The sequence below is a fragment of the Niastella sp. sgz303648 genome, from assembly GCF_059587045.1.
In genome coordinates this window covers 517177-538567 of sequence record NZ_JCAPSW010000007.1, presented here as the reverse complement: position 1 = coordinate 538567, position 21391 = coordinate 517177, and the positions used below count along the sequence as shown (strand labels likewise).

The window sequence follows — 21391 nt, the reverse complement described above, 5'->3', positions numbered from 1 at the left end:
ACTTTATCCTAAATTGCTTTTCGCGAGGGAGTTGTTATGAATTCGGAAATATATATAGTGATCGTGATCGGGGCGATTCTGGCGGTTTTGCTGGTGGGCTTTATTGTTACTATCCTTTTCCTATACCAGCGCAGGCAACACAGGCAGGAGCTGGAGCTGACGCACATGAAAGAGGAATATGAACGGGAGGCATTGAAGTCGCAACTCGAAATTCAGGAAGAAACCTTTAAAAACATCGGGCAGGAACTGCACGACAATATCGGTCAGATGTTGTCGGTGGTGAAATTGTCGCTGGCCGTATTGCCCATGGGTGAAAAAGATGAGGCCTGGAAGCCGGTGCAGGAGGCCCGCCAGGTATTGAACAAGGCTATGATGGACCTGGCCAATCTAACCAAGAGTCTTCATACCGATCGCATTACGCAAATCGGTCTTGCCGAGTCCATACACTTCGAGCTCGAAAGCATTAACAGAACCGGTTTGCTCGAAATTGAGTTTTCCATATCGGGCATCGAACAAAGCCTCGACGAACAGAAATCGATCGTGTTGTTCCGCATTTTTCAGGAAAACCTGAATAATATTTTAAAGCATTCGAAAGCAAAAAACGTACAGGTATCTTTAACCTATCTTGACGATAGGTTCGCTATGAAAATAACAGATGACGGAGTAGGGTTTAACGTGGCTGAAAAGAAAAATTCCACTTCCTCTGCGGCCGGTGTTGGATTAAAGAGTATTTTCAACCGGGCAAAACTGATAGGAGCCGAAATTGATATGAAAAGTGAACCCGGCCATGGCACCATCGTTACTATTGAATTGCCCTTAACCCTGGTAAAAAGTGAATGAGCGATAATGACTGTTAATAAAAACATACAGGTAGCAGTTGCAGATGACCATACGTTGCTGCGCAGTGCACTGGCGCGATTGATCAATTCATTCAACTCCTACCAGGTGTTGTTTGAAGCCGGTAACGGGCAGGAAGTAAAGGAAAAGCTGAGCAAACACGTAATACCCGATATTATTTTGCTCGATGTAAATATGCCCGATATCGACGGGTACGAAACTGCCAAATGGATCTATAAAAACTTTCCGCAGGTTAAAGTGCTGGCGCTATCGATGTTTAGCGACGAAAGCACCATCATTCGCATGCTTCGCCTTGGCGCCAAAGGCTACATCATGAAAAATGCCGAGCCCGAAGAGCTGAAGCTGGCATTGGATTCAGTATTGCATAAAGACTTCTATCTCTCCGAACTGATTTCGGGTAAAATTATCAGTGGTTTGCATAAAGACATGGATAAACCACATGAACCCATATCGCTCACCGAAAAAGAAAAAGAATTTCTGAAACACGTTTGCACCGAACTAACCTATAAAGATATTGCCGGTAAAATGTTTGTCAGCCCCCGAACAGTAGATGACTACCGCAACTCCCTGTTCGAAAAATTAGGCGTCAAAACCCGCGTAGGCCTGGTTATCTTCGCCATCAAGCACGGCATGGTTGAAATTTGATTTTGAGATTTTTGAATTTTGTGATTTCGGTATTTCAAAGTCCTGAATCAATGATCGAATAAAAGAAATCTCAAAATCCCTAAATCCCTAAATCCCGAAATCAGAAATCCTGCTCAGGATCCTGAATTCAGAAATTTCTTCACGTACGCTATTTGCCCTATATGGTAAATATTATGCTGTACAAGCCCGTTCAACAGGAACCGAAAGTTATATTCCCTGTATTCAACTTTTTCACTTAAAAAGGAGTCGTTTTTTCCCTGTAACAGTTCAATAATCCGGTTGTGGGTTTCTTTCAACGCCGAAAGGCCGTTTTCCCAGGTATGTTCAACGGGGTCAATAGTGCGCCAGTCGATTGTTTCCATATATTGATCATCCCATCCGGTGGAGTTTTCAAGCCGCTTTTGCGTAAACGCTGCCCAGGCAATCATATGGTATAGTAATTCAATAAGCGAATGTTCGGTTTCACCCGGTTTAATATATACCGATGAAGGATCAATTTCATCAAGCAGGCTGTACACCGGCTTGCCGTACCAGGGCTGGCCCTGTAACGTGGTTTTCAATGTCGTGATCAGGTATTGAACTTCTTTATTCATGGCAATTGTTTAAAATAAAGTTAAGATGTTCAGGTAAAAGAACAGCCTTTAAATGTTTGGTTGACTTTGTGCGAACAAACCTTTCTCGATGAGATATACTTTTACGTTAGTGCTGAGTCAAATACTCTTTTCCTTATGCTACAGCCAGGATTCTCTCCCCAAAAAGTTACAATTCAATGCCGGTTTTGAAAGCTATGCCATACAACAGTATTACAGTACTGGCAGCAGGGCCGGCCTGCCCGATATCATAAAAAAACAAAGATTGTATAATAACCAATTGCCTGTACGGTTCGATACGGCTACCGATAACCCGTTAATTCATGGAGCTATGTATGCGGCGGTAAAAACCACTACTTCAGTGGCCGGTAAACTAAAGATACGTTGCATATAGGCAGGCGTTCTCTGATGGTCGAAGCCAGGGTAGGGCAGTTCCTGAACGAAAAGCTCGAGGAGGGGCTGATGATCTATAATATCGATCTGCAGGGAACACAGGCTTCATTTCGTTATAAAAACACGCAGCTTACCTATACTATTTATGGCGATCTGGTAAATGCCATTGGTTTAATGATAGATGATCTGGATGCCGTATCGCTTCAGCAAAAATTCAAAAATGATTCAGCTGTAGTTGGTGCTTCGTGGGTAATGGCCGTTGCGCCTTATAAAGGTGCAAAGCCCAACTCGTATATTAACCTGTTTGGGCATTTGCACTGTACTAACAACCTGCGCCTGTTTGCACAAATTAGTTATAAGCCCTGGCATCCAGATGTGTATGATTCTTACAAGGAATTAAACAAGCAGATAGCCTTTGTGGCCGGTATTGAAAAGCAGTTTAAGAGCCGCAAATTTTTTGCCACCAATAAAACCGAAATCAGGTATTACGGGGCAACTTATAATTTCTATAATTATGATGGTGCTTACAGGTACAGAGATCCTGTTAAAAATGCTGGAGAGTTGTACGCAAATAATACCGGACCATATTTGTATCCTTTGCGTAAATTTCAAACACCATTTAGTCAATGGGCGGTATTTACCGAATACACCGATTGCAATGTTTGGGGTATTACCAGTGTGGGTGAATGTAATTATGAGTTGTTGAAGAAATTGAACGCCGACCTGCAATATGACGTTAATGCCATTTTTGCAAAGCTGAACAAAGGTGTTTACCTGAATCCCGGCGAAAAAAGACCTTCATACTTCGTATATCCCTTTTTTAAAGCATCGGTAAGATACAGCCCACTGAAAGAATGCTTTTTTTCTTTTTTTGTTTCGAATAAAACCATGAACCTCGATGTGAGTTACCCCACATATTATTTTCTTAAAAAACCATTTGCAGGCCTTGAGTTCTATTGTAAGTTATAGATGCAGGTATAAAAAATAAAGCCCTTCCGACTTGTCGAAAGGGCTTTTATACTGTATTTACTTATAACTTATTACTTACAACTTACTACTTACTCAGGTACATGCTTCTGTCTTTATACAACTGACGGAAGTAAGGATCGCGCAGATCTTTGATAAACCGGATGGCTTCACCGGTACTCTTCATTTCGGGGCCCAGCTCTTTGCTTACGCCAGGGAATTTTTCAAAACTGAACACCGGCTCTTTTATCGCATAACCTTTCAGGCGTTTTACGAATTTAAAGTCGCGCAGTTTATTGGCGCCCAGCATTACTTTGGTAGCAACGTTTAAGTAAGGGATCTGGTAAGCCTTTGCAATGAACGGTGTAGTGCGCGATGCACGCGGGTTAGCCTCAATTACATACACTTTGCCGTCTTTTATGGCAAACTGAATATTAATGAGCCCTTTGATATTTAGTTTGAAGGCAATTTTGCGCGCATATTCCTCCATGGTTGTTACAACAAGTGGCGTCAAATTGAATTGGGGCAGTACTGCATTGCTGTCGCCGCTATGTATACCCGCCGGTTCAATATGCTCCATTACACCCATTATATGAACTTCTTCTCCGTCGCAAATGGCATCAATTTCCGCTTCCTGACAACGGTCGAGGAAGTGGTCGATGAGAATTTTATTGCCGGGGATGTGCTTAAGCAGGCTCACTACCGCTTTTTCAACTTCTTCGTCATTGATCACGATCCGCATCCGCTGACCACCCAACACATAACTGGGGCGAACCAGTACCGGATAACCTACCTTGTTGGCAACTTCTACCGCTTCATCAACGGTATATGCAGTTCCATAGCTGGGGTAAGGAATATTCAGCTCTTTCAGCATATCGCTAAAACGGCCGCGGTCTTCGGCAATATCCATATTGTCGAATGAAGTGCCAATGATCTTTACGCCTTTTTTGGTTAAACGTTCTGCCAGTTTCAGCGCTGTTTGACCACCCAGCTGAACAATTACACCGTCTGGTTTTTCGTGCTCGATCAGTTCCCACAAATGTTCCCAGAACACAGGTTCAAAGTACAGTTTGTCGGCCATATCAAAATCGGTACTAACTGTTTCGGGGTTACAGTTCATCATGATAGCTTCGTAACCGCATTCTTTTAATGCCAGCAAACCATGCACGCAGCAATAGTCGAACTCAATACCCTGACCAATGCGGTTGGGGCCCGAACCCAGTACAATCACTTTTTTGCGGTTGCTTGCTTTGCTTTCATTTACATTGCCCGATTCGAAGGTTGAATAAAAGTAGGGGGTTTTGGCTTCGAACTCGGCGCTGCAGGTATCTACCATTTTGTATACCCGGGTAATGCCTGCTGCCTTGCGTTTTTCATAAATTTCTTCATCGCTGCCATCCTGCATTATTTTGGAGATCTGTTCATCGCTAAAGCCGTGGAATTTGGCTTCTTTCAATAACTCAATGGGCAGCGTAGCCATTTTATATTTAAGGATCTCTTTCTCGAGGTCAACGATCTTTCTGATTTCATTGATGAACCAGCGGTCGATGCCGGTAGCTTTCGAAATGGTGCCTACCGATACACCCTGCATCAGCGCATCTTTAATACGGAAGATGCGGTCCCATTTGGGTGTTTTTATATATTCGATCAGTTCTTCGGCATGCATCTGGCTTCTTCCGTAATAACCTAATCCTACTGCATTGTTCTCAAGGCTCTGACAGGCTTTCTGAATAGCTTCGGTAAAACTTCTTCCTATAGACATTACTTCGCCTACGCTTTTCATTTGAAGGCCCAGCGTATCATTGGCGCCTTTGAATTTATCGAAATTCCAGCGCGGCATTTTTACAATTACATAATCAAGCGCCGGTTCAAAGTAGGCCGAAGTTGTTTGGGTGATCTGGTTCTTCAGTTCATCGAGCGTATATCCTATAGCGAGTTTAGCAGCGATTTTTGCAATGGGGTAACCGGTTGCTTTTGAAGCCAGGGCCGATGAACGGCTTACACGCGGATTGATCTCAACCGAGATCAGTTCCTCGGTATCGGGATTTAATGCGAATTGAACGTTACAACCGCCGGCAAAATTTCCCAGGCTGCGCATCATCAGAATGGCTTTGTTACGCATTTCCTGAAAGGCGGTATCGCTCAGAGTCATAGCAGGAGCCACCGTAATGGAATCACCGGTATGAACACCCATAGGGTCAACGTTCTCAACTGTACAAATAATGGCTACATTGTCGTTTTTATCGCGTAACAGTTCCAGTTCATATTCTTTCCAGCCCAATACTGCTTTTTCGACCAGCACCTCATGAATGGGCGAAGCTTTTAACCCTCTGTCGAGTGCAGCTTCGAGTTCGGTTTTATCGTGAACAAATCCGCCGCCGGTTCCACCGAGGGTAAACGAGGGGCGAATTACAAGAGGAAATCCTATTTCCTGGGCAAATTCTTTTCCTTCGAGCAGGGAGTTGGCCACTCTTGAAGGAGCTACGGGTACGCCGATCCTAAACATCAGTTGACGGAATTTTTCCCTGTCTTCGGCAGTATCGATGGCATCGATATCTACCCCGATCATCCGTACATTGTATTTTTCCCATACACCCAGTTCGCCGGCTTCTTTAGCAAGGTTTAAGGCTGTTTGTCCGCCCATGGTTGGCAGCACTGCATCAATCTGGTTCTCTTCCAGAATCTGTTCAATGCTTTCTACCGTCAGGGGCAACAGGTATACTTTATCAGCCATCATGGGGTCGGTCATGATAGTTGCCGGGTTACTGTTGATAAGAATTACTTTAATTCCTTCTTCCCGGATACTACGGGCTGCCTGCGAACCGGAATAATCAAATTCGCAAGCCTGTCCGATAATAATGGGACCTGAACCGATAATAAGTACTGACTTGATGGAAGTGTCTTTTGGCATTTTGAGTTAAGAGCGATTTTTTTTAATAAACCTTGTTAAACCTTCGTTCCGGGCTGGTTTTACCACATTTTTGAGGGGTAGCGTCGGCACAAATTGCGCAAAAGTAAGGTAGCGGGGGGAATTTTGAGGATTATTTTTTTGCCGTAGCTCCGTCCTTCAGGGCGGAGGGGCTGAAGTCAGAAGTAGGAAATCAGAAAGCGGAAGATTAAATTCTGTAGGCAGGTGCAGGAAGCTGCAGATGTGTAAGTGCTTATATAAAGGTGGTTATAAAAATTGCAAAAAAAAGAAGGTTGAAACACAGGTACATTAACATAATATTTCTTTACGATTAAATACAGAACGATCGTTTGTTAAGAAGATTTAGCTCCGTCCTTTGCATCTGTATCCCATGCATCCCACAAATCCCACCCATCCCAGTCCAGACAATAAAAAAGCCTTCACCATCCGGCAAAGGCTTTGAATTGCTGGCTGAAAATTTATAAATCAGTTGTTGTGAAAAGCGGCTAATTCAATATCATCAAGTGCTACTCCGCCACCCCGTATCAATTTCTTTTGTTCGGCAAGCTGGCGTTTTTCATCAAAACGACTTTTGATACGGAATACCCATTTTTGTTTAGCCTCACTTCCACGGAAGATACCTACTATTGAGCCGATTGTTAAGGCCAATATTAAGATCATTCTGTTCCTTAGCGTTTTCATAAAACGAGTTTGTACAATTATTCTATTCGATTATCAATTACTATTTATCTAAGACAACATATATACGCCAAAAGCTGTTCCAATGTTCGTAAAATTTATACCACTATGTGGGTATTTTTTGAAAAATTAACAAGCCAAACACCCCCTGTGATTCTATTACATGTATCCTGTGAATTTATTCTGGTTCGACTGCTCAGGTAACCCATGGTTTAAGTGAATTTTTTGTTACGAAATCCTAAGCATCCTGAGCGAAGTCGAAGGATGTCTAAGGATTCTGAGCGTAGTCGAAGAATGACCCATAGATCCTGAGCGTCCTGAGCGAAGTCGAAGGATCGAAGGATCAAGGCCAGGGATCAAAGGATTATTTATTCACAGAAGAACAAGTTATCACTAACCCCTTAGTTTTGCACCTTCAACTACACCATTTATCAAGGAAATACAAAGAACCTATGAGGCTATTGGCACTAATACTTTTATTAAAAAGCACTGTACTTACAGCGCAGATCTTTCCACCTGCCGTATATCCGAAGGGATATTTCAGAAATCCTCTCGACATACCTATAAAGCTGGCAGGCAACTTTGGCGAACTACGTCCCAATCATTATCACATGGGACTTGATATTAAAACTAATGCCAGAGAAAATCTTCCGGTTTATGCTGCTGCCGACGGGTATGTTGCCCGTATCAAAATTGAGCCCTTTGGCTTTGGCAGGGCTATTTACGTGTATCATCCCAATGGATATACGACGGTATATGCCCATTTAAATGCGTTTAATCCCACCCTTGAAAAATGGGTAAAAGAACAGCAGTATCAACAGCAATCGTGGAAAGTTTTTCTCGAACTAACACCTGATCTTTTTCCTGTGAAAAAAGGTGATTTGCTCGCATACAGCGGCAACACCGGAGGTTCGCAGGGGCCACACCTTCATTTTGAAGTACGGCGAACCCAAACCGATGTGAATTTAAATCCGTTCTCATTCCAGTTTCCGATTCCCGATAATGTACCTCCGCAATTGCAGCGGCTGGCTATTTACGACAGAACCGTCAGCGTTTATGAACAATCGCCCAGGCTGTTTCCTGTAAAAGCGCTTCCGGGTGCTTCGTACATAATCAGTCCTTCGGTTATAAAAGTTTCTTCTCCGCTGGTAAGTTTTGGCATCGGCGCTTACGATTCGCAAACCGGTTCGGCCAATCATAATGGCATTTACGAATGTACTTTACTGGTTGACGAAGAACCGCTGACCGCTTTTCGCATGGATAATATAAGTTATAATGAAACCCGCGACCTGAATGCGCATATCGATTACAAAACCAAAGCCCAGGGCGGTGCTTACCTGCAGCTTTTATCGCAATTGCCCGGATATGTAAACTCAATTTACCACAGCAAAAAAGGAAACGGGGTGGTGGACCTTAGCGACAAATCGGTGCATTCGGTTACTATACTGGTAAAGGATGCCAATGGTAATACCTCAACGCTTAATTATAAAATACAATATTCCGGCACAGATCCCCAAAAACCCGAACCTGCCGGCAAACTGTTTTATCCGTTGATGATGGACGGGTTCGAAAGCCCCGAGTGCGAATTTTTTATTGGCGAACAGTGCCTGTACGATTCGGTGCATATACGATATAATAAGTCGGCCAATACCAACCCGATGGTTGTATCATCACTGCACACGATAGGCGCTCCGTATATTCCTTTACGCGATTCTTTTCTGATAAGAATTCAGCCGTTGCGGCCACTTACCGAAGCCGAAAAATCGCGTACCGTAATGCAATGGTTTGCCGGAACCAAAAAAACGGTTCAGAAAGTTGAATGGAAAGGCAACTGGGCATCGGCCCGTTTCAGGGATTTTGGAAGTTTTCAGCTGGTGATAGATACCGACCCACCGGTGATAGTGCCGGTTGGTTTTGGAAGGGGTTCTGATTTGAGCAAGGCTATACGTATTGCGTTTACCATTGAGGATAATATGCAGGAGTTTAAAAACGTGCGGGCCGAACTGGATGGTAAATGGCTTCGGTTTACCAACGATAAAGGCAAAGTATTCATTTATTATTTTGATGAAATGTGTATGTCGGGCAATCACGAGTTAAAAATAAGCGCCGAAGACGAAGCCGGAAATGTAACGGTGGAAACGTATAATTTTACACGATAATAAAACCAATGTGCTAATGTGATAATTTGCTGATTTGCTAATGATATCACGGCATTTTTTTCGCATTAGCGCATTTTCACTTTAGCATATTATCATCCCGCTTTGAGCGGGACTAATTAACTAATTTGCATTTATGATTACTCTTAAAGAAGGCGATAAAGCTCCTGCGTTTAGCGCAAAAGATCAGAATGGCAAAAAGGTTTCGCTCAGCGAATTCAAAGGGAAAAAAGTAGTGCTTTATTTTTATCCCGAAGACGATACGCCCACCTGTACCATACAGGCCTGCAATTTGAGGGATAATTATGCTTTGCTGAAGAAAAACGGATTTGAAGTATTGGGTGTGAGCCCCAATGATGAAAAAAGCCACAAAAAATTCGAAACAAAGTTCAACCTGCCCTTTACATTAATAGCCGATCCCGACCGTGCTATTATCGATAAATATGGCGTATGGGGCGAAAAACAAATGTTTGGCAATAAATACATGGGCGTTCATCGCACCACCTTTGTAATAGATGAGAAGGGTGTAATAAAAAAGATTTTTCTGCGCCCGAAGAACAAGCAGCATGCAGAGGAGATCGTGAAAGGGTAGTGAGTCCTGAGCGAAGTCGAAGGGTCGAAGGATGCGCTTTGCTTCTTGACCGGTTACATTTCGCGTGGAATGCTGAGCGAAGCCGAAGCACCACTATGCATGCTTCTCATGTTTTTTGACTTTGGTCAATATTTTTAGTTGTAAGCTGCAGATAATTAGCTGTTTGTGAGATGGGTTCTTACTATCTTTCTACCTTTATTGTAGAAATAAAATAATAGGTGGAGACAAATGAATCAATGCTGGTTTTAAAAGAAAATTTTAGGGAGTTTAAAACATCATTAATAAAATGGATGTTTATTTTCTGGATTGGCCAGGTAATAGCCACTTTTGGTTTTATACTATTATTCCTTAAAAAATAGCGCTCATAGCGTATCGTTATCCCAGCGCTAAAGTGATTTCCGGATTTCAAATCCCCAAATCTCAAAATCCCCGAAATCAGAAATTTATCAGTGATCTACTTTCGCAGCAACCGCCTCCTTTTTCCATTCACTTTTTTCATAATTCTCCATTACCAATGCAGCTGAGCCGGTTAGTTCGGCCTGGTAACCCAAAGTCGAAATGCCAATATCGGTATTCAGTGCCATTTGCGGTATGCAATGTTCATTCAGGGCCTGTTGTATGGGCGCCTGCCATATTTTTCCGGCTAAAGAGCCACGGCCGCTCAATATCACCAATTCGGGATTCAGCAAATGAATTAAAATAGCTACCCCTCTTCCTATATTATAACCCGCTTCAGATAGCAGTTCAACAGCAAACTTATCGCCCTTGCCAGCTGCTTTTAGGATATCCTGAAATGCCTGTTCAGCATGTTCCGAAGACATTTCTTTTAATAACGATACTTTCCCTTCCCGTAACCCCTTGTTGGCTTTTTCTATGACCACCAGCAGCGAGGTTTCGGTTTCGAGGCAACCGCTTTTACCGCAGGTACATAATTTATTATTCAAAAAAAGCGGAATATGGCTGAACTCTCCTGCAAAACCATTATTTCCTCTGAACAATTCTCCATTTAAAATCATTCCCAAACCCACACCCCAGCCAACATTGATCACCATGGCATTTTTTCTGCCACGAGCCGAGCCAAATTTCAGTTCGGCCAAAGCAATCAAACGCGAATCGTTATCGATAAAAACCGGTAGCTTAACCTTCGATGAAATGAAATGGGTTATTGTTCCCTGGTCTGTTTCAAGAAAAGTATAATTCATGCCCTTGGCGGCATCAACAAATCCCGGCATTCCAATACCTATACCTGCAATTTTGTTTTTGGCAATACCCGACCGTTTTATTACCTCATCAATTTTTTCGGCGAGAACAGGCAGTGCCTGTGGGTTTTTAGGCAAGGGCAGTTCAAAAATTTCTGTTTCAGTTACGGCTTTGTTTTGCATATCCATAATGGCTATGCGGGTAATCAATTGGTCCATGGCCACCGATACCGTATACATGATATCCGGCTTAAGGGAATACATAACCGCCCGCCTTCCGCCGGTTGAAGCGGCAAAACCTGTTTCTGTTACCCAGCCATCTTCAATCAGCTTGCTCAATAACTTAGCGGTGACCGGCAAACTTTTATGGATCTTGTCGCTCACTTCGGCGCAGGAGAGCATGTTTGAAAAATAGAGCTGTTTTATTATTTTTTTTCTATATAACAGGTTCTTTTCGGTCATGTGCAGTAAACTGAAACTTTCCCAAATTTACTGTTAAGAACCAGAACTTAAAAAGCAAATTGAAAAGCAATAGTTAATGCCGTAAGAAATTTCCCGTTTTCAGTTCTCTTTTCGTAAACCCGGCTTCAAAATCATAGAAAGTGCTGTTGGTGGCAACTTTATCATAATATACTTCGTATACATTGTCAACAGATTGGTTGTAAGAAGAGGAATATCCCTGTTTACCATAAAATACCCAACCATATAGTATGGGTGCGGGCTATCTTTTTAGAACAGGTGGTTTTAGTCGTTTATTTATGATACATCCGGCATAGCAGCACCCATATTTTACCAGCTAAACAAATGTTTCATGCTGTTTAACCTTATTTTAATGTCCGGGGCGAATTTATCCGGAAATCACTTTACATCTAATGATAATGTAAGGCAGCATAAAAACAATGTAAAAATGTAAGTATGCCGTGCATCGGTATGCTTCTTTTATGGGTTATTTTTTAGTTTTAGGGTTTGGTTACCCTGTCCTGTTAAGGGCAGGGTTTTGTATATGCAGTATAAGCGACTTAGCTAAGTTTTTGTTCTATATAAATACAATAAAAGTTATATAAATAATACCCGAAAATTTATTGAAGGCAACCTTACACTTTTGTTATGCGTACAACTGCATATAAATAACTAAAATAACCAACACACCCATTGAATAACAATCCTGAATAAGATTGTTAGCAGGTTATTTTTTAACACCCGAAGAACAGGTTATTGTTACGTTACTCATTCTGCATGTTTTGTTGAGTAGCCGGCGGCGCATGCCTGCAGGTTATGGCCGAAGTGTGCGATTAGTATAGTGGTTGTTACAGGGTGGTGTGCAATTACCTGAGAAGGGAAAAAATCAACAGAAGATAAATAATATGATAAAAATAGTTGCAGCCGTTTTAACAGGTGCTATTTTATTATTAGCCGGTTGTTATAATGATAAGGAAGAAATATTATACGGAAGTGTTATCTGCGATGGTTCCAATGCTTCGTATGTTGCCAATGTTAGCCCCATTATTCAAAAAAGTTGTGCGGTTAAAGATTGTCATGCGGCCGGTAGTATCAATGGGCCCGGTCCGTTAACCAATTATGATCAAATCCGAAATGCAGCTGTATCAATACAATCAGCAGTTGTATCCCGCTTTATGCCGAAGGGATCGTCACTTACTTTAAGCCAGATAAAAAGTATCAATTGCTGGGTCACCGCCGGCGCTCCCAATAATTAAAACAGCATTTTATACATGACAAAGAAAAAGATCATCATTGCCGGTATAGCAATCGCCGTTGTAATAGCAGCAGGATATAGTTATTACCAATATAACCGTACCGTACAGAGCCTGGGCGATGTGCAGGCCGATTACTCGGTAAACGCCACTGAATTAATCAATGAATATGTAAGTAACGAAAGGGTAGCCAATCAGAAATACCAGAATAAAATTTTAGCAGTAAAGGGAACTATAAAAAAGGTTGAAGATGCAGGGGGTGGCGGTATTGTTGTGTTGGGCGATACTACCGATATGTCGTCGGTACGCTGTGTGTTAGACAGTAATACCAATGCTATGGGTGCAGGACTGCAAAAAGGCACTGTTATAACTATTAAAGGGGCCATCACCGGTTTTAATAAAGACGAAACCGGGCTGCTCGGTTCAGATGTCCAATTGAACCGTTGTGTTATTGCTAATTAATATTTGAAATTAAATGATACTGCCTTCGGCAGAAGGCTTTCACTCAAAAGCAATTGTTTAAATCAAACCTTCGTATAATGAATTTCGGAAAAAAACTACTGGCCGGTCTTTGTTTTATTATTACAACTACTTCGTTAGCCGCCCAGGATAAGTATTTTACCAAAAGCGGTTCCATACATTTCACTTCAAAAGGAATAATAGAAACTATACAGGCCAATCACCGCAGCATTACCTGTGTACTTGATTCAAAAACCGGCGCCTTGCAGTTTGCCGTGCTGATGAAAGGGTTTGAATTTAAAAAGGCCCAGATGCAGGAGCATTTCAATGAAAATTATGTTGAAAGTGATAAATATCCCAGGGCTGAGTTTCGCGGGCAGATTGTTAACAACAGCGATATTAATTACACAACGGATGGAACATACAACGCCCATGTAAAAGGAAAACTGACCCTTCATGGCCAAACCCAGGATGTAGAGACCGATGGAAAAATAACTGTTAAGAGCGGAAAGTTGCTCGCAACTGCTGATTTTACGATTCAGATGTCGGATTATAATATCAGCATTCCAAAACTGGTGAAAGAAAATATGTCGAATGCTGTAAACATAAACGTTAACTGTACCCTGGAACCATTAAAATAAAGGCAAATAGTAAGTAGTTAGTAGGGGGTAGGATCGCGAATTTACTGGTAGCCGCGTATAAGCCCTACTGCCCACTCACTACTCACTGATAAAAACAAACCAACCGAAAATGAAAAGAATAACCTGTACATTACTGGCCACCTGTTTTGTTTTATTAGCCGGTAATAAATTAAAAGCACAGAACGAAGACCTGTTAAAACTGGTAAAGCAAGATACTGCGAAAAAAGAATGGGCATCCGGCGCATTCAAATCATCGCGCGTGATCAATGGCCAGTCGATGGAATTAATAGGCAAAGGAGTTTTAGATGTGCGCATCCTACACCGTTTTGGTCTGGTGAGCAATGGGACCAAAGAATTTTTCGGCCTCGATCAGGCCAGTATGCGCATGGGCTTCGATTACGGACTGGGTACCAATTTAACCATTGGTGTGGGAAGAAGCACACTGAATAAAGAACTGGATGCATTTTTTAAATACCGGCCTGTTCGACAGGGTAGCGGCCCGGGTGGTTTGCCTTTTTCTATTGTATGGGTATCGGGAATAACTGTTTTTACCATTCCCTGGGTAGATACCACCCGCAAGAATTATTTTTCATCGCGTGTAGCCTATTATAACGAAATAATCATCGGCCGTAAATTCAGCAATGCATTTAGTTTGCAGGTGAGCCCCATTATGGTTCACCGCAACATGGTTACCAATGCCGATGAAAAAAATAATACCTGGGCTTTAGGCATTGGCGCCCGTATGAAATTATCGAAGCGTACTGCTTTTGTAGTGGATTATCATCCCATACTGGCCGGCCGTGAGCCCGGTACAAAAGATCCGTTATCGGTTGGTTTTGATATCGAAACCGGCGGTCACGTATTTCAGTTACACTTCTCAAACAGCACCGGCATGAATGAAAAAGCATTTCTTACCGGTACCACATCCGATTTCTGGAAAGGCGATATACGATTCGGGTTCAATTTATCAAGAGTGTTTCAGGTAGGAAGAAAACACTAATATGCTAATTAGATAATGTGCTAATGAAAAAAGTGGGTTTCCTTTTCAGGGGACTCACTTTTTTTCATCGGCCTGCCTTCAATTAGCAAATTAGCACATTAACTAATTAGCGAATTATCAGCTCCACCTCTCCGAAATCAAACTCCCTTTCCATTACATCTTTGGTTAACAGCCTGCCCGTATCCGACACGCCGCAAATGGTGGTTTCAAACAAAATACTTCCTTTCTTAAGCGTTACCGGCTCATTAATTTTATACAACACCTGCTGGTATTCTTTCATAATTTCATCTATACCGCCTGAAGTAAGGGCCTGAAATCGCTTCTCCAGTGCGTTGCACAATGCTGCAGCCAGTTCAACCGAATCAAAATCTTTTCCTGTAATTTGTTTAAGCGAAACGGGGTTGGGCAACGACGGGTCGAATTGAACCTGGTTGATATTGATGCCTATACCAACAACGGCATACAGCCAGTCGGCTCCCCGAAAAACGTTTTCTATTAAAATGCCCCCTGCCTTTCTGTCACGCCAATACAAATCGTTGGGCCATTTAATACGTGTTTCGTCACCGGCATATTTTTTATAAAAATCATAGCAGGCAAGGGCCACAGTGGCCGACAGCCAGAATTGCTGACCAGGTAATAATCCGGGCTGAACAACCGTGCTAAGCATAATATTCTGGTTAGGAGTAGTTAACCAGCTTTTTCCTCGTTGTCCTTTACCGGCAGTTTGTTCACGGGCGAACCAGGTAATACCATGACTTGCCAATCCGGCTTGTATCTGCCGCATGGCATAGTTGTTGGTACTGTCAATCTGAGGTAATATTATGAATGGATGACCAATAGTACCGGCGTTAACTCTGTTAACAGGATGTGCCAAAAGATTATTAATTTTGGGAAGTGCGAAATTAGGGATAACTATTGATGGTTTTAGAGAGGAAGAAATGTTGCAAAAAGCGAAATTATTCGTATTTTAAATATTAGAATTTGGTCCCGGAAAACGGGAAATGAATAACAAATTTAAAATATAGAACTTCCCACTACGTCTATCAGGATAAAGAAAACACAATTGATCATTAAAATATTGGATTATTGGAACAACTTTCATTGTTAGCTACCCGTCGTAAACGAAAAAGTGTAGCGCAGTTAACAAAAAGCTCAAAGTTTTTTAAAGCAATTATTCACGCCATAAAGGAAAAGAAGGGAGAACATATTGTTTCCCTCGACCTGCGAAAAATTCCCGAAGCTGTTGCCGATTATTTTATTATTTGCGAAGCCAGCAGTAGCACACAGGTAAAAGCTATTGCCGACTTTATAGAGGAGCATATTAAAAATACGGTCAACGATACTCCCTACCATAGCGAAGGCCATCAGGCAGCTCACTGGATATTAGTCGATTACGTAAATGTTGTGGTGCATATAATGCAGCCCGAAACCCGCAAATTTTATAAGCTCGAAGAAATGTGGAGCGATGCTGAAGGGGAAGAATATTAAGCTCCTGCCGCAAAAATTAGTGTTAAATTGCCGGTATCTGCAAAATAATCATTAACTAACAGCTTTTTAGAGCGAACAATTTGATACCATCAGTTATTAATTAAGTAAACAGAAAACCAAGAGATAAGCAACAATATATGTCACAGGACGAGTCAAGACAAAACGACCGCAATTTTCCCCGCTTACGTCCCCGCGATGACGGAGGCCAGCGAAAAGGTCCAAAATTCAATATTTACTGGGTTTGGGCTATTATTTTCGCTGTATTGGTAGGCTTTCAGCTATTTGGTTCCTTTGCTCCCGATGCTAAAACCATTACCGACCTGGATTTTTATAAAATGTTGGATAATGGGGATGTAGAGAAGCTCAATACCGTTACCAATAAAAATACAATCCGGGTTTTCATTAAAAAAGACCGGTTAGATAAATATAAAGATCAGCTTTCGAAAAACTGGCCTGCCACAGCTGATAAAGGCCCGCATTTTGAATTTAAGGTCATTAAAGCCGATGATTTTAATAAAGAACTGAATACCTATTACGAAAAGCATCCCGACATTGAAAAGGTGGCTAATGTACCTATTCAGGAAGGCGAATGGTTTGGTTCTATTATTCAATTCTTATTACCGCTGGTAGTTATTGTACTTATCTGGGTAATGCTGATGCGTAAAATGGGAGGCGGCGCTTCGGGCGGCAGCGGTCCCGGCGGCATATTCAACATAGGTAAGTCAAGAGCTACCCTGTTCGATAAAGGCACTAAAGTTAACATCACCTTTGCCGATGTTGCCGGGCTCGACGAAGCCAAGGTTGAGGTAATGGAGATCGTTGACTTCTTAAAAAACCCCAAGAAATACACTTCACTGGGTGGTAAAATTCCAAAGGGAGCTTTGCTGGTTGGCCCTCCGGGAACCGGTAAAACCCTGCTGGCAAAAGCCATGGCCGGTGAAGCGCAGGTTCCGTTCTTTAGCATGAGCGGTAGCGATTTCGTTGAATTGTTTGTTGGGGTTGGCGCCAGCCGTGTTCGCGATCTGTTTAAACAGGCGCGTGAAAAAGCACCTTGTATCATTTTTATCGATGAAATTGATGCCATCGGTCGCGCCCGCGGTAAAAACGCCATCATGAGCAACGACGAACGCGAAAGCACCCTGAACCAGTTACTGGTTGAAATGGATGGTTTCAGCGGCGAAAGCGGTATCATTGTTCTGGCTGCTACAAACAGGCCCGATGTACTCGACAGCGCCCTGCTGCGCCCCGGCCGTTTCGACCGCCAGATCTCTATTGATAAGCCCGATCTGAAAGGTCGTGAGCACATTTTCAAAGTGCACCTGAAGCCCATCAAGATCTCTGAAAAAGTTGATATACATAAACTGGCCGAACAAACGCCCGGTTTTGCCGGCGCCGATATTGCCAACATATGTAACGAAGCTGCCTTAATAGCAGCCCGTAAAGGAAAGCAATCAGTTGAAATGGACGATTTTCAGGACGCGGTAGATAGGGTGATCGGTGGTTTGGAAAAGAAGAACAAGATCATTTCGCCCGATGAAAAACGCATCATTGCCTACCACGAAGCGGGTCACGCCATTTGCGGCTGGTTTCTGGAGCATGCTTATCCGTTACTGAAAGTTACCATTGTGCCACGCGGCGTAGCTGCATTGGGATACGCACAGTATACTCCTAAAGAGCAATACCTGTACAATACCGATCAGCTGATGGACCAGATTTGCATGACGCTGGGCGGCAGAGCCAGTGAAGAAATTTTCTTTCATAAAATTTCTACCGGCGCTCAAAACGACCTGCAGCAAATTACCCGTATTGCCTATTCGATGGTTACCATATATGGCATGAATGAAAAGGTAGGAAATGTAAGCTTTTACGATCCTGCCCAGGAAAATTCATTCACCAAACCATACTCCGAAGAAACTTCAAAGCTGATAGATGAAGAGGTTCGTAAGCTGATTGATGACGCTTATGTACAAACCAAAAAGTTACTTACCGAAAAGAGAGAGCAGGTAGAACTGCTGGCTGAAAAATTACTTGAAAAAGAAGTATTGTTCCAGAGCGATGTTGAGGCCCTGATCGGTAAACGTCCTTACAGTGATAAGAAAACACTCGATGTAGATGGAGAAGGACATGCCGAAGGATCTATCAGTGAAGGGGTGCCGCCTTACGATAGTAATGTAACCAATCATCCAGCTACTTAATCTGGCTATATGAACATTTCTCCGGCTAAAGAAAATATTCTAAAAAAAATAAGGAAGGCGTTGAGTAAATCAACGCCTGTTCCTTTTCCGCATAGTGAAGGCAATAGCTTTGTTTTTAAACCTTCGCAACAGGAACTCGAAATGGAATTTGCCCAGCGGTTCAGCAGCCTGCAGGGCAAATTTGTTTTTTGCCTTAATGAAAAAGAAATGGCCGATCAACTGAATATCGTGATCGCCAATAATAAATGGGAAAAGATATTTTGCAGGGAAGAACAGTTGCGGAAATCGCTTGCCGACAATCAATTCAATAATTTTTCTTACAACGAGCTGGCCACCTGTGATGCGGCCATCACTACCTGCGAATGGCTGGTAGCGCGCACCGGCAGTGTAGTACTATCGGCTGCCCAACCCAGTGGCCGTACTGTAAGTGTTTATGCTCCTATACATATTTGCATTGCATACACGCATCAGTTGGTATATGATGTAAAAGATGCCTTACTGCAGGCCAGGGAAAAATACGCCGGCAATCTTCCTTCATTGATCACATTTGCTACAGGCCCCAGCCGTACCGCCGATATTGAAAAAACACTGGTGGTAGGTGTGCATGGTCCCAAAGAAGTATACGTATTTCTTGTAGATAAATAGGCGTGAAATGTGAAACCGCAAACGGGAATGAATAAGTTTGTATTGTTTTACGTTTTACGTTTGCCGTTTTACGAATATGCAACCAAATATTTACCGGCTTTTTGTATATGGCTCGCTGCGCAGCGGCTTTCATAACGCCGTTTATGCGTATATAAGCCGTTATTTTGTATTCGACGGGTTAGGCGCAGTGCAGGGTAAATTGTACGATATGGGCGAATATCCTGCCGCAATTCCCTGCACAGAAGAATATTTTATAACCGGCGAATTATATCACATTGCGCATCAGCAAACGTTTGAATATGCCATTGAACAACTCGACGATTATGAAGGGCTTTACGTTAGCAAAGGCGAAATACCGTTATTTCGCAGAGAACTGGTAAATGTGTTATTCAATAATACTACCGTAATTGCCTGGATGTACTGGTATAACCGGCCCATTACACATCAGCCCCGCATTGAATCGGGCGACTATGTTGCTTATAAAATGGGTATCGGAAAGTGATGTTGGTTGATTGAAGTAGAAGTTAATAAATTTACAAGTTGACGGGTTAATAGCAAACGGGGACTTTGCCGTTTGCCGTTTTACGTTTCACGTTTTACGATCATGCAATTCAATAAAAAAATATATTTCATTTCTGATTTTCACCTGGGCGCTCCCGATCATGCATCGAGCCTGGTTCGTGAAAAACGCGTTGTTGAATTTTTGGAAGAGATACGAAAAGAGGCCGCTGCTATTTTTATTGTAGGCGATATGTTCGATTTCTGGTACGAATACCGCACCGTAGTGCCGCGCGGATATGTACGCCTGTTGGGAAAATTAGCCGAAATAACCGACTCAGGCATACCGGTCCATTTTTTTGTAGGCAATCATGATATGTGGATGAAGAATTATTTGCAGCAGGAACTCAATATTCCTGTGTATTTTGAACCACGTGCCTTTGAATTTAATAATAAAAAATTCTGGATTGGTCATGGCGACGGGCTGGGACCGGGCGATCATGGTTATAAAATGCTGAAGAAAATTTTTCGAAGCCCTGTTTGCCAGTGGCTGTTTGGCATTTTACCTCCCTACATTGGAATGGGAATAGCCAATTATATGAGCCGCCGCAGCCGCGCCGTAACAGGTACGGCTGATGATAAATTTTATGGCGAAGAAGGAGAGTGGCTGATTACTTATTGCAAAGATGTACTGAAAGATCATCATTATGATTATCTGATATTCGGTCACCGGCATCTGCCTATAGATTTTCCATTAAAACACGGCAGCCGTTATATTAATCTGGGCGATTGGATACGTTATTATACATATGCTGTTTTCGACGGCGAACAGTTAAAATTGTGCACCCGTTATCCTGAACTCGAAAATAAAATCGTTCGCAATTAGTGTATAAACCATTCATCATATTATCGGCCTTGTTATTTTGTAGCGGTATTGCCCGTTCGCAAACAACAGATACCTTTTTTGTATTCAACAAACTGATAAGTGGTGCGGTAATCGATTTTACGGTTGATAATTTGGGCAACCTGTATGTAGTGAACAATACGGGGCAAATTAAAAAAACAAGTCCTGCCGGAGATTCCCTGGCTGTATTTAACAATGTTCGGCAATACGGAAAAATATCTTTGATAGATGTTACCAATCCGCTGAAAGTGTTGTTATACTTCCGCGATTTTGGTACCATTGTTGTCTTAGACCGGTTTTTAAGCACAAGGGCTACCATTGATTTACGAAAACAGCAATTGTTTCAGGTAAGGGCAATTGGTCAGTCGTACGATAATAACATATGGGTCTTTGACGAACTCGAAAGCAAATTAAAAAGGGTTAGTGAAGAAGGAAGGGTGCTTGACCAGAGTAGCGACTTCAGGCAGATACTTGATTCAACGATATCGCCTCAATTTATTGTTGACCAAAACCGGCTGGTTTATTTATACGATTCGCTAAAAGGTGTTTACCTGTTTGATTATTATGGGGCGTTTAAAAACCGTATTCAATTAAAAGGATGGACAGACTTTACCGTAATTGGCAGCGCTATGTATGGCAGAGATGAAAATATGTTATACCGCTACGAACCAGGAACGTTAAATCTGCAACACTATCCCATTCCGGCCGATATGCGCGACGCACAAAAAATAAAAATTACACCCGGTTATCTGTATGTGCTGCGCAATAATCAGCTGGAAATTTTTTCATATAGATAAAGCCATTCATAACGTTCCCTTCTATAACGATTGCAAAGTTTTTAAC

21 protein-coding genes are annotated in these 21391 nt (G+C 42.3%); 16 read left to right on the top strand and 5 right to left on the bottom strand.

Going from position 1 to position 21391, the window contains the following annotated elements; all coding sequences use genetic code 11:
• Positions 1-36 precede the first annotated feature (36 nt).
• Together AC59IL_RS22635 and AC59IL_RS22630 are read left to right on the top strand one after the other, a co-directional pair.
• A complete protein-coding gene (locus AC59IL_RS22635) occupies positions 37-840 on the top strand; it encodes a sensor histidine kinase (RefSeq protein ID WP_496554477.1) in 804 nt (267 codons plus the stop codon).
• 6 nt (positions 841-846) lie between these two features.
• Complete coding sequence (locus AC59IL_RS22630; RefSeq protein ID WP_496554476.1) at positions 847-1503, top strand: response regulator; 657 nt, start codon at positions 847-849, stop codon at positions 1501-1503.
• 113 nt (positions 1504-1616) lie between these two features.
• Here the strand turns inward: AC59IL_RS22630 and AC59IL_RS22625 are convergent, their stop codons facing one another.
• Entirely contained in the window at positions 1617-2096 is a 480-nt protein-coding gene (locus tag AC59IL_RS22625) for a DinB family protein (protein WP_496554475.1), read from the bottom strand.
• Positions 2097-2184: 88 nt separating this feature from the next.
• Here AC59IL_RS22625 and AC59IL_RS22620 point away from each other — a divergent pair, with 88 nt between their 5' ends.
• Together AC59IL_RS22620 and AC59IL_RS22615 are read left to right on the top strand one after the other, a co-directional pair.
• A complete protein-coding gene (locus tag AC59IL_RS22620) occupies positions 2185-2487 on the top strand; it encodes a hypothetical protein (RefSeq protein WP_496554474.1) in 303 nt (100 codons plus the stop codon).
• The gene (locus tag AC59IL_RS22615) at positions 2478-3455 is read left to right on the top strand and encodes a hypothetical protein (protein WP_496554473.1); all 978 of its coding nucleotides are present in this window, start codon (positions 2478-2480) and stop codon (positions 3453-3455) included. The genes AC59IL_RS22620 and AC59IL_RS22615 overlap by 10 nt, the downstream gene beginning before the upstream one ends.
• 85 nt (positions 3456-3540) lie before the next feature.
• Here AC59IL_RS22615 and carB read toward each other — a convergent pair whose 3' ends face one another.
• Together carB and AC59IL_RS22605 are read right to left on the bottom strand one after the other, a co-directional pair.
• Positions 3541-6363: a carbamoyl-phosphate synthase large subunit gene (carB, locus tag AC59IL_RS22610; RefSeq protein ID WP_496554472.1), complete on the bottom strand. Its 2823-nt coding sequence runs from the start codon at positions 6361-6363 to the stop codon at positions 3541-3543.
• A gap of 483 nt (positions 6364-6846) precedes the next feature.
• A complete protein-coding gene (locus tag AC59IL_RS22605) occupies positions 6847-7062 on the bottom strand; it encodes a hypothetical protein (RefSeq protein ID WP_496554471.1) in 216 nt (71 codons plus the stop codon).
• 449 nt (positions 7063-7511) lie between these two features.
• On the opposite strand from AC59IL_RS22605, the gene AC59IL_RS22600 reads away from it, so the two are divergent.
• Positions 7512-9218: a M23 family metallopeptidase gene (locus AC59IL_RS22600; protein WP_496554470.1), complete on the top strand. Its 1707-nt coding sequence runs from the start codon at positions 7512-7514 to the stop codon at positions 9216-9218.
• 133 nt (positions 9219-9351) lie between these two features.
• Positions 9352-9807 carry a thioredoxin-dependent thiol peroxidase gene (bcp, locus tag AC59IL_RS22595; protein WP_496554469.1) on the top strand — a complete coding sequence of 152 codons (456 nt, stop codon included), beginning with the start codon at positions 9352-9354 and terminating at the stop codon, positions 9805-9807.
• Between the two features lie 446 nt (positions 9808-10253).
• Here the strand turns inward: bcp and AC59IL_RS22590 are convergent, their stop codons facing one another.
• Entirely contained in the window at positions 10254-11468 is a 1215-nt protein-coding gene (locus tag AC59IL_RS22590; RefSeq protein ID WP_496554468.1) for an ROK family protein, read from the bottom strand.
• Positions 11469-12370: 902 nt separating this feature from the next.
• Here AC59IL_RS22590 and AC59IL_RS22585 point away from each other — a divergent pair.
• The 4 genes from AC59IL_RS22585 to AC59IL_RS22570 all read left to right on the top strand — a co-directional run bounded on the left by AC59IL_RS22585 (position 12371) and on the right by AC59IL_RS22570 (position 14818).
• Positions 12371-12721: a hypothetical protein gene (locus tag AC59IL_RS22585; RefSeq protein WP_496554467.1), complete on the top strand. Its 351-nt coding sequence runs from the start codon at positions 12371-12373 to the stop codon at positions 12719-12721.
• A 15-nt stretch (positions 12722-12736) separates the two neighbouring features.
• Positions 12737-13180, top strand: coding sequence for an OB-fold protein (locus tag AC59IL_RS22580; RefSeq protein WP_496554466.1), 444 nt, complete (start codon positions 12737-12739; stop codon positions 13178-13180).
• 77 nt (positions 13181-13257) lie between these two features.
• Positions 13258-13818 (top strand): YceI family protein, encoded by a 561-nt coding sequence (locus AC59IL_RS22575; RefSeq protein WP_496554465.1) that lies wholly within the window; start codon positions 13258-13260, stop codon positions 13816-13818.
• A 109-nt stretch (positions 13819-13927) separates the two neighbouring features.
• On the top strand, positions 13928-14818 hold the full coding sequence (locus AC59IL_RS22570; RefSeq protein ID WP_496554464.1) for a DUF5777 family beta-barrel protein: 891 nt from the start codon (positions 13928-13930) through the stop codon (positions 14816-14818).
• A gap of 106 nt (positions 14819-14924) precedes the next feature.
• Here the strand turns inward: AC59IL_RS22570 and AC59IL_RS22565 are convergent, their stop codons facing one another.
• On the bottom strand, positions 14925-15692 hold the full coding sequence (locus tag AC59IL_RS22565) for a biotin--[acetyl-CoA-carboxylase] ligase (protein ID WP_496554463.1): 768 nt from the start codon (positions 15690-15692) through the stop codon (positions 14925-14927).
• Between the two features lie 212 nt (positions 15693-15904).
• Here AC59IL_RS22565 and rsfS point away from each other — a divergent pair, with 212 nt between their 5' ends.
• The 6 genes from rsfS (at position 15905) to AC59IL_RS22535 (ending at position 21345) form a co-directional block, all read left to right on the top strand.
• Positions 15905-16306, top strand: a complete 402-nt coding sequence (rsfS, locus tag AC59IL_RS22560; protein WP_496554462.1) for a ribosome silencing factor — start codon at positions 15905-15907, stop codon at positions 16304-16306.
• A gap of 137 nt (positions 16307-16443) precedes the next feature.
• On the top strand, positions 16444-18501 hold the full coding sequence (gene ftsH, locus AC59IL_RS22555; protein WP_496554461.1) for an ATP-dependent zinc metalloprotease FtsH: 2058 nt from the start codon (positions 16444-16446) through the stop codon (positions 18499-18501).
• A gap of 9 nt (positions 18502-18510) precedes the next feature.
• The gene (locus AC59IL_RS22550) at positions 18511-19146 is read left to right on the top strand and encodes a LutC/YkgG family protein (protein WP_496554460.1); all 636 of its coding nucleotides are present in this window, start codon (positions 18511-18513) and stop codon (positions 19144-19146) included.
• A gap of 76 nt (positions 19147-19222) precedes the next feature.
• Complete coding sequence (locus AC59IL_RS22545) at positions 19223-19648, top strand: gamma-glutamylcyclotransferase family protein (RefSeq protein WP_496554459.1); 426 nt, start codon at positions 19223-19225, stop codon at positions 19646-19648.
• 102 nt (positions 19649-19750) lie between these two features.
• Positions 19751-20530 carry a UDP-2,3-diacylglucosamine diphosphatase gene (locus AC59IL_RS22540; protein WP_496554458.1) on the top strand — a complete coding sequence of 260 codons (780 nt, stop codon included), beginning with the start codon at positions 19751-19753 and terminating at the stop codon, positions 20528-20530.
• Positions 20530-21345, top strand: coding sequence for a hypothetical protein (locus AC59IL_RS22535; protein WP_496554457.1), 816 nt, complete (start codon positions 20530-20532; stop codon positions 21343-21345). Before AC59IL_RS22540 ends, AC59IL_RS22535 begins: the two co-directional genes overlap by 1 nt.
• The last annotated feature ends 46 nt before the right edge of the window (positions 21346-21391 follow it).

Excerpts from the sequence above, each read along its gene's own strand:
- AC59IL_RS22585 (WP_496554467.1), top strand. The coding sequence starts at position 12,371 with ATGATAAAAATAGTTGCAGCCGTTTTAACAGGTGCTATTTTATTATTA.
- carB (WP_496554472.1), bottom strand. The coding sequence starts at position 6,363 with ATGCCAAAAGACACTTCCATCAAGTCAGTACTTATTATCGGTTCAGGT.
- bcp (WP_496554469.1), top strand. The coding sequence starts at position 9,352 with ATGATTACTCTTAAAGAAGGCGATAAAGCTCCTGCGTTTAGCGCAAAA.
- AC59IL_RS22630 (WP_496554476.1), top strand. The coding sequence starts at position 847 with ATGACTGTTAATAAAAACATACAGGTAGCAGTTGCAGATGACCATACG.
- AC59IL_RS22590 (WP_496554468.1), bottom strand. The coding sequence starts at position 11,468 with ATGACCGAAAAGAACCTGTTATATAGAAAAAAAATAATAAAACAGCTC.
- AC59IL_RS22575 (WP_496554465.1), top strand. The coding sequence starts at position 13,258 with ATGAATTTCGGAAAAAAACTACTGGCCGGTCTTTGTTTTATTATTACA.
- AC59IL_RS22605 (WP_496554471.1), bottom strand. The coding sequence starts at position 7,062 with ATGAAAACGCTAAGGAACAGAATGATCTTAATATTGGCCTTAACAATC.
- AC59IL_RS22545 (WP_496554459.1), top strand. The coding sequence starts at position 19,223 with ATGCAACCAAATATTTACCGGCTTTTTGTATATGGCTCGCTGCGCAGC.
- AC59IL_RS22620 (WP_496554474.1), top strand. The coding sequence starts at position 2,185 with ATGAGATATACTTTTACGTTAGTGCTGAGTCAAATACTCTTTTCCTTA.
- AC59IL_RS22600 (WP_496554470.1), top strand. The coding sequence starts at position 7,512 with ATGAGGCTATTGGCACTAATACTTTTATTAAAAAGCACTGTACTTACA.
- AC59IL_RS22540 (WP_496554458.1), top strand. The coding sequence starts at position 19,751 with ATGCAATTCAATAAAAAAATATATTTCATTTCTGATTTTCACCTGGGC.
- ftsH (WP_496554461.1), top strand. The coding sequence starts at position 16,444 with ATGTCACAGGACGAGTCAAGACAAAACGACCGCAATTTTCCCCGCTTA.
- AC59IL_RS22635 (WP_496554477.1), top strand. The coding sequence starts at position 37 with ATGAATTCGGAAATATATATAGTGATCGTGATCGGGGCGATTCTGGCG.
- AC59IL_RS22550 (WP_496554460.1), top strand. The coding sequence starts at position 18,511 with ATGAACATTTCTCCGGCTAAAGAAAATATTCTAAAAAAAATAAGGAAG.
- AC59IL_RS22625 (WP_496554475.1), bottom strand. The coding sequence starts at position 2,096 with ATGAATAAAGAAGTTCAATACCTGATCACGACATTGAAAACCACGTTA.
- AC59IL_RS22580 (WP_496554466.1), top strand. The coding sequence starts at position 12,737 with ATGACAAAGAAAAAGATCATCATTGCCGGTATAGCAATCGCCGTTGTA.
- AC59IL_RS22570 (WP_496554464.1), top strand. The coding sequence starts at position 13,928 with ATGAAAAGAATAACCTGTACATTACTGGCCACCTGTTTTGTTTTATTA.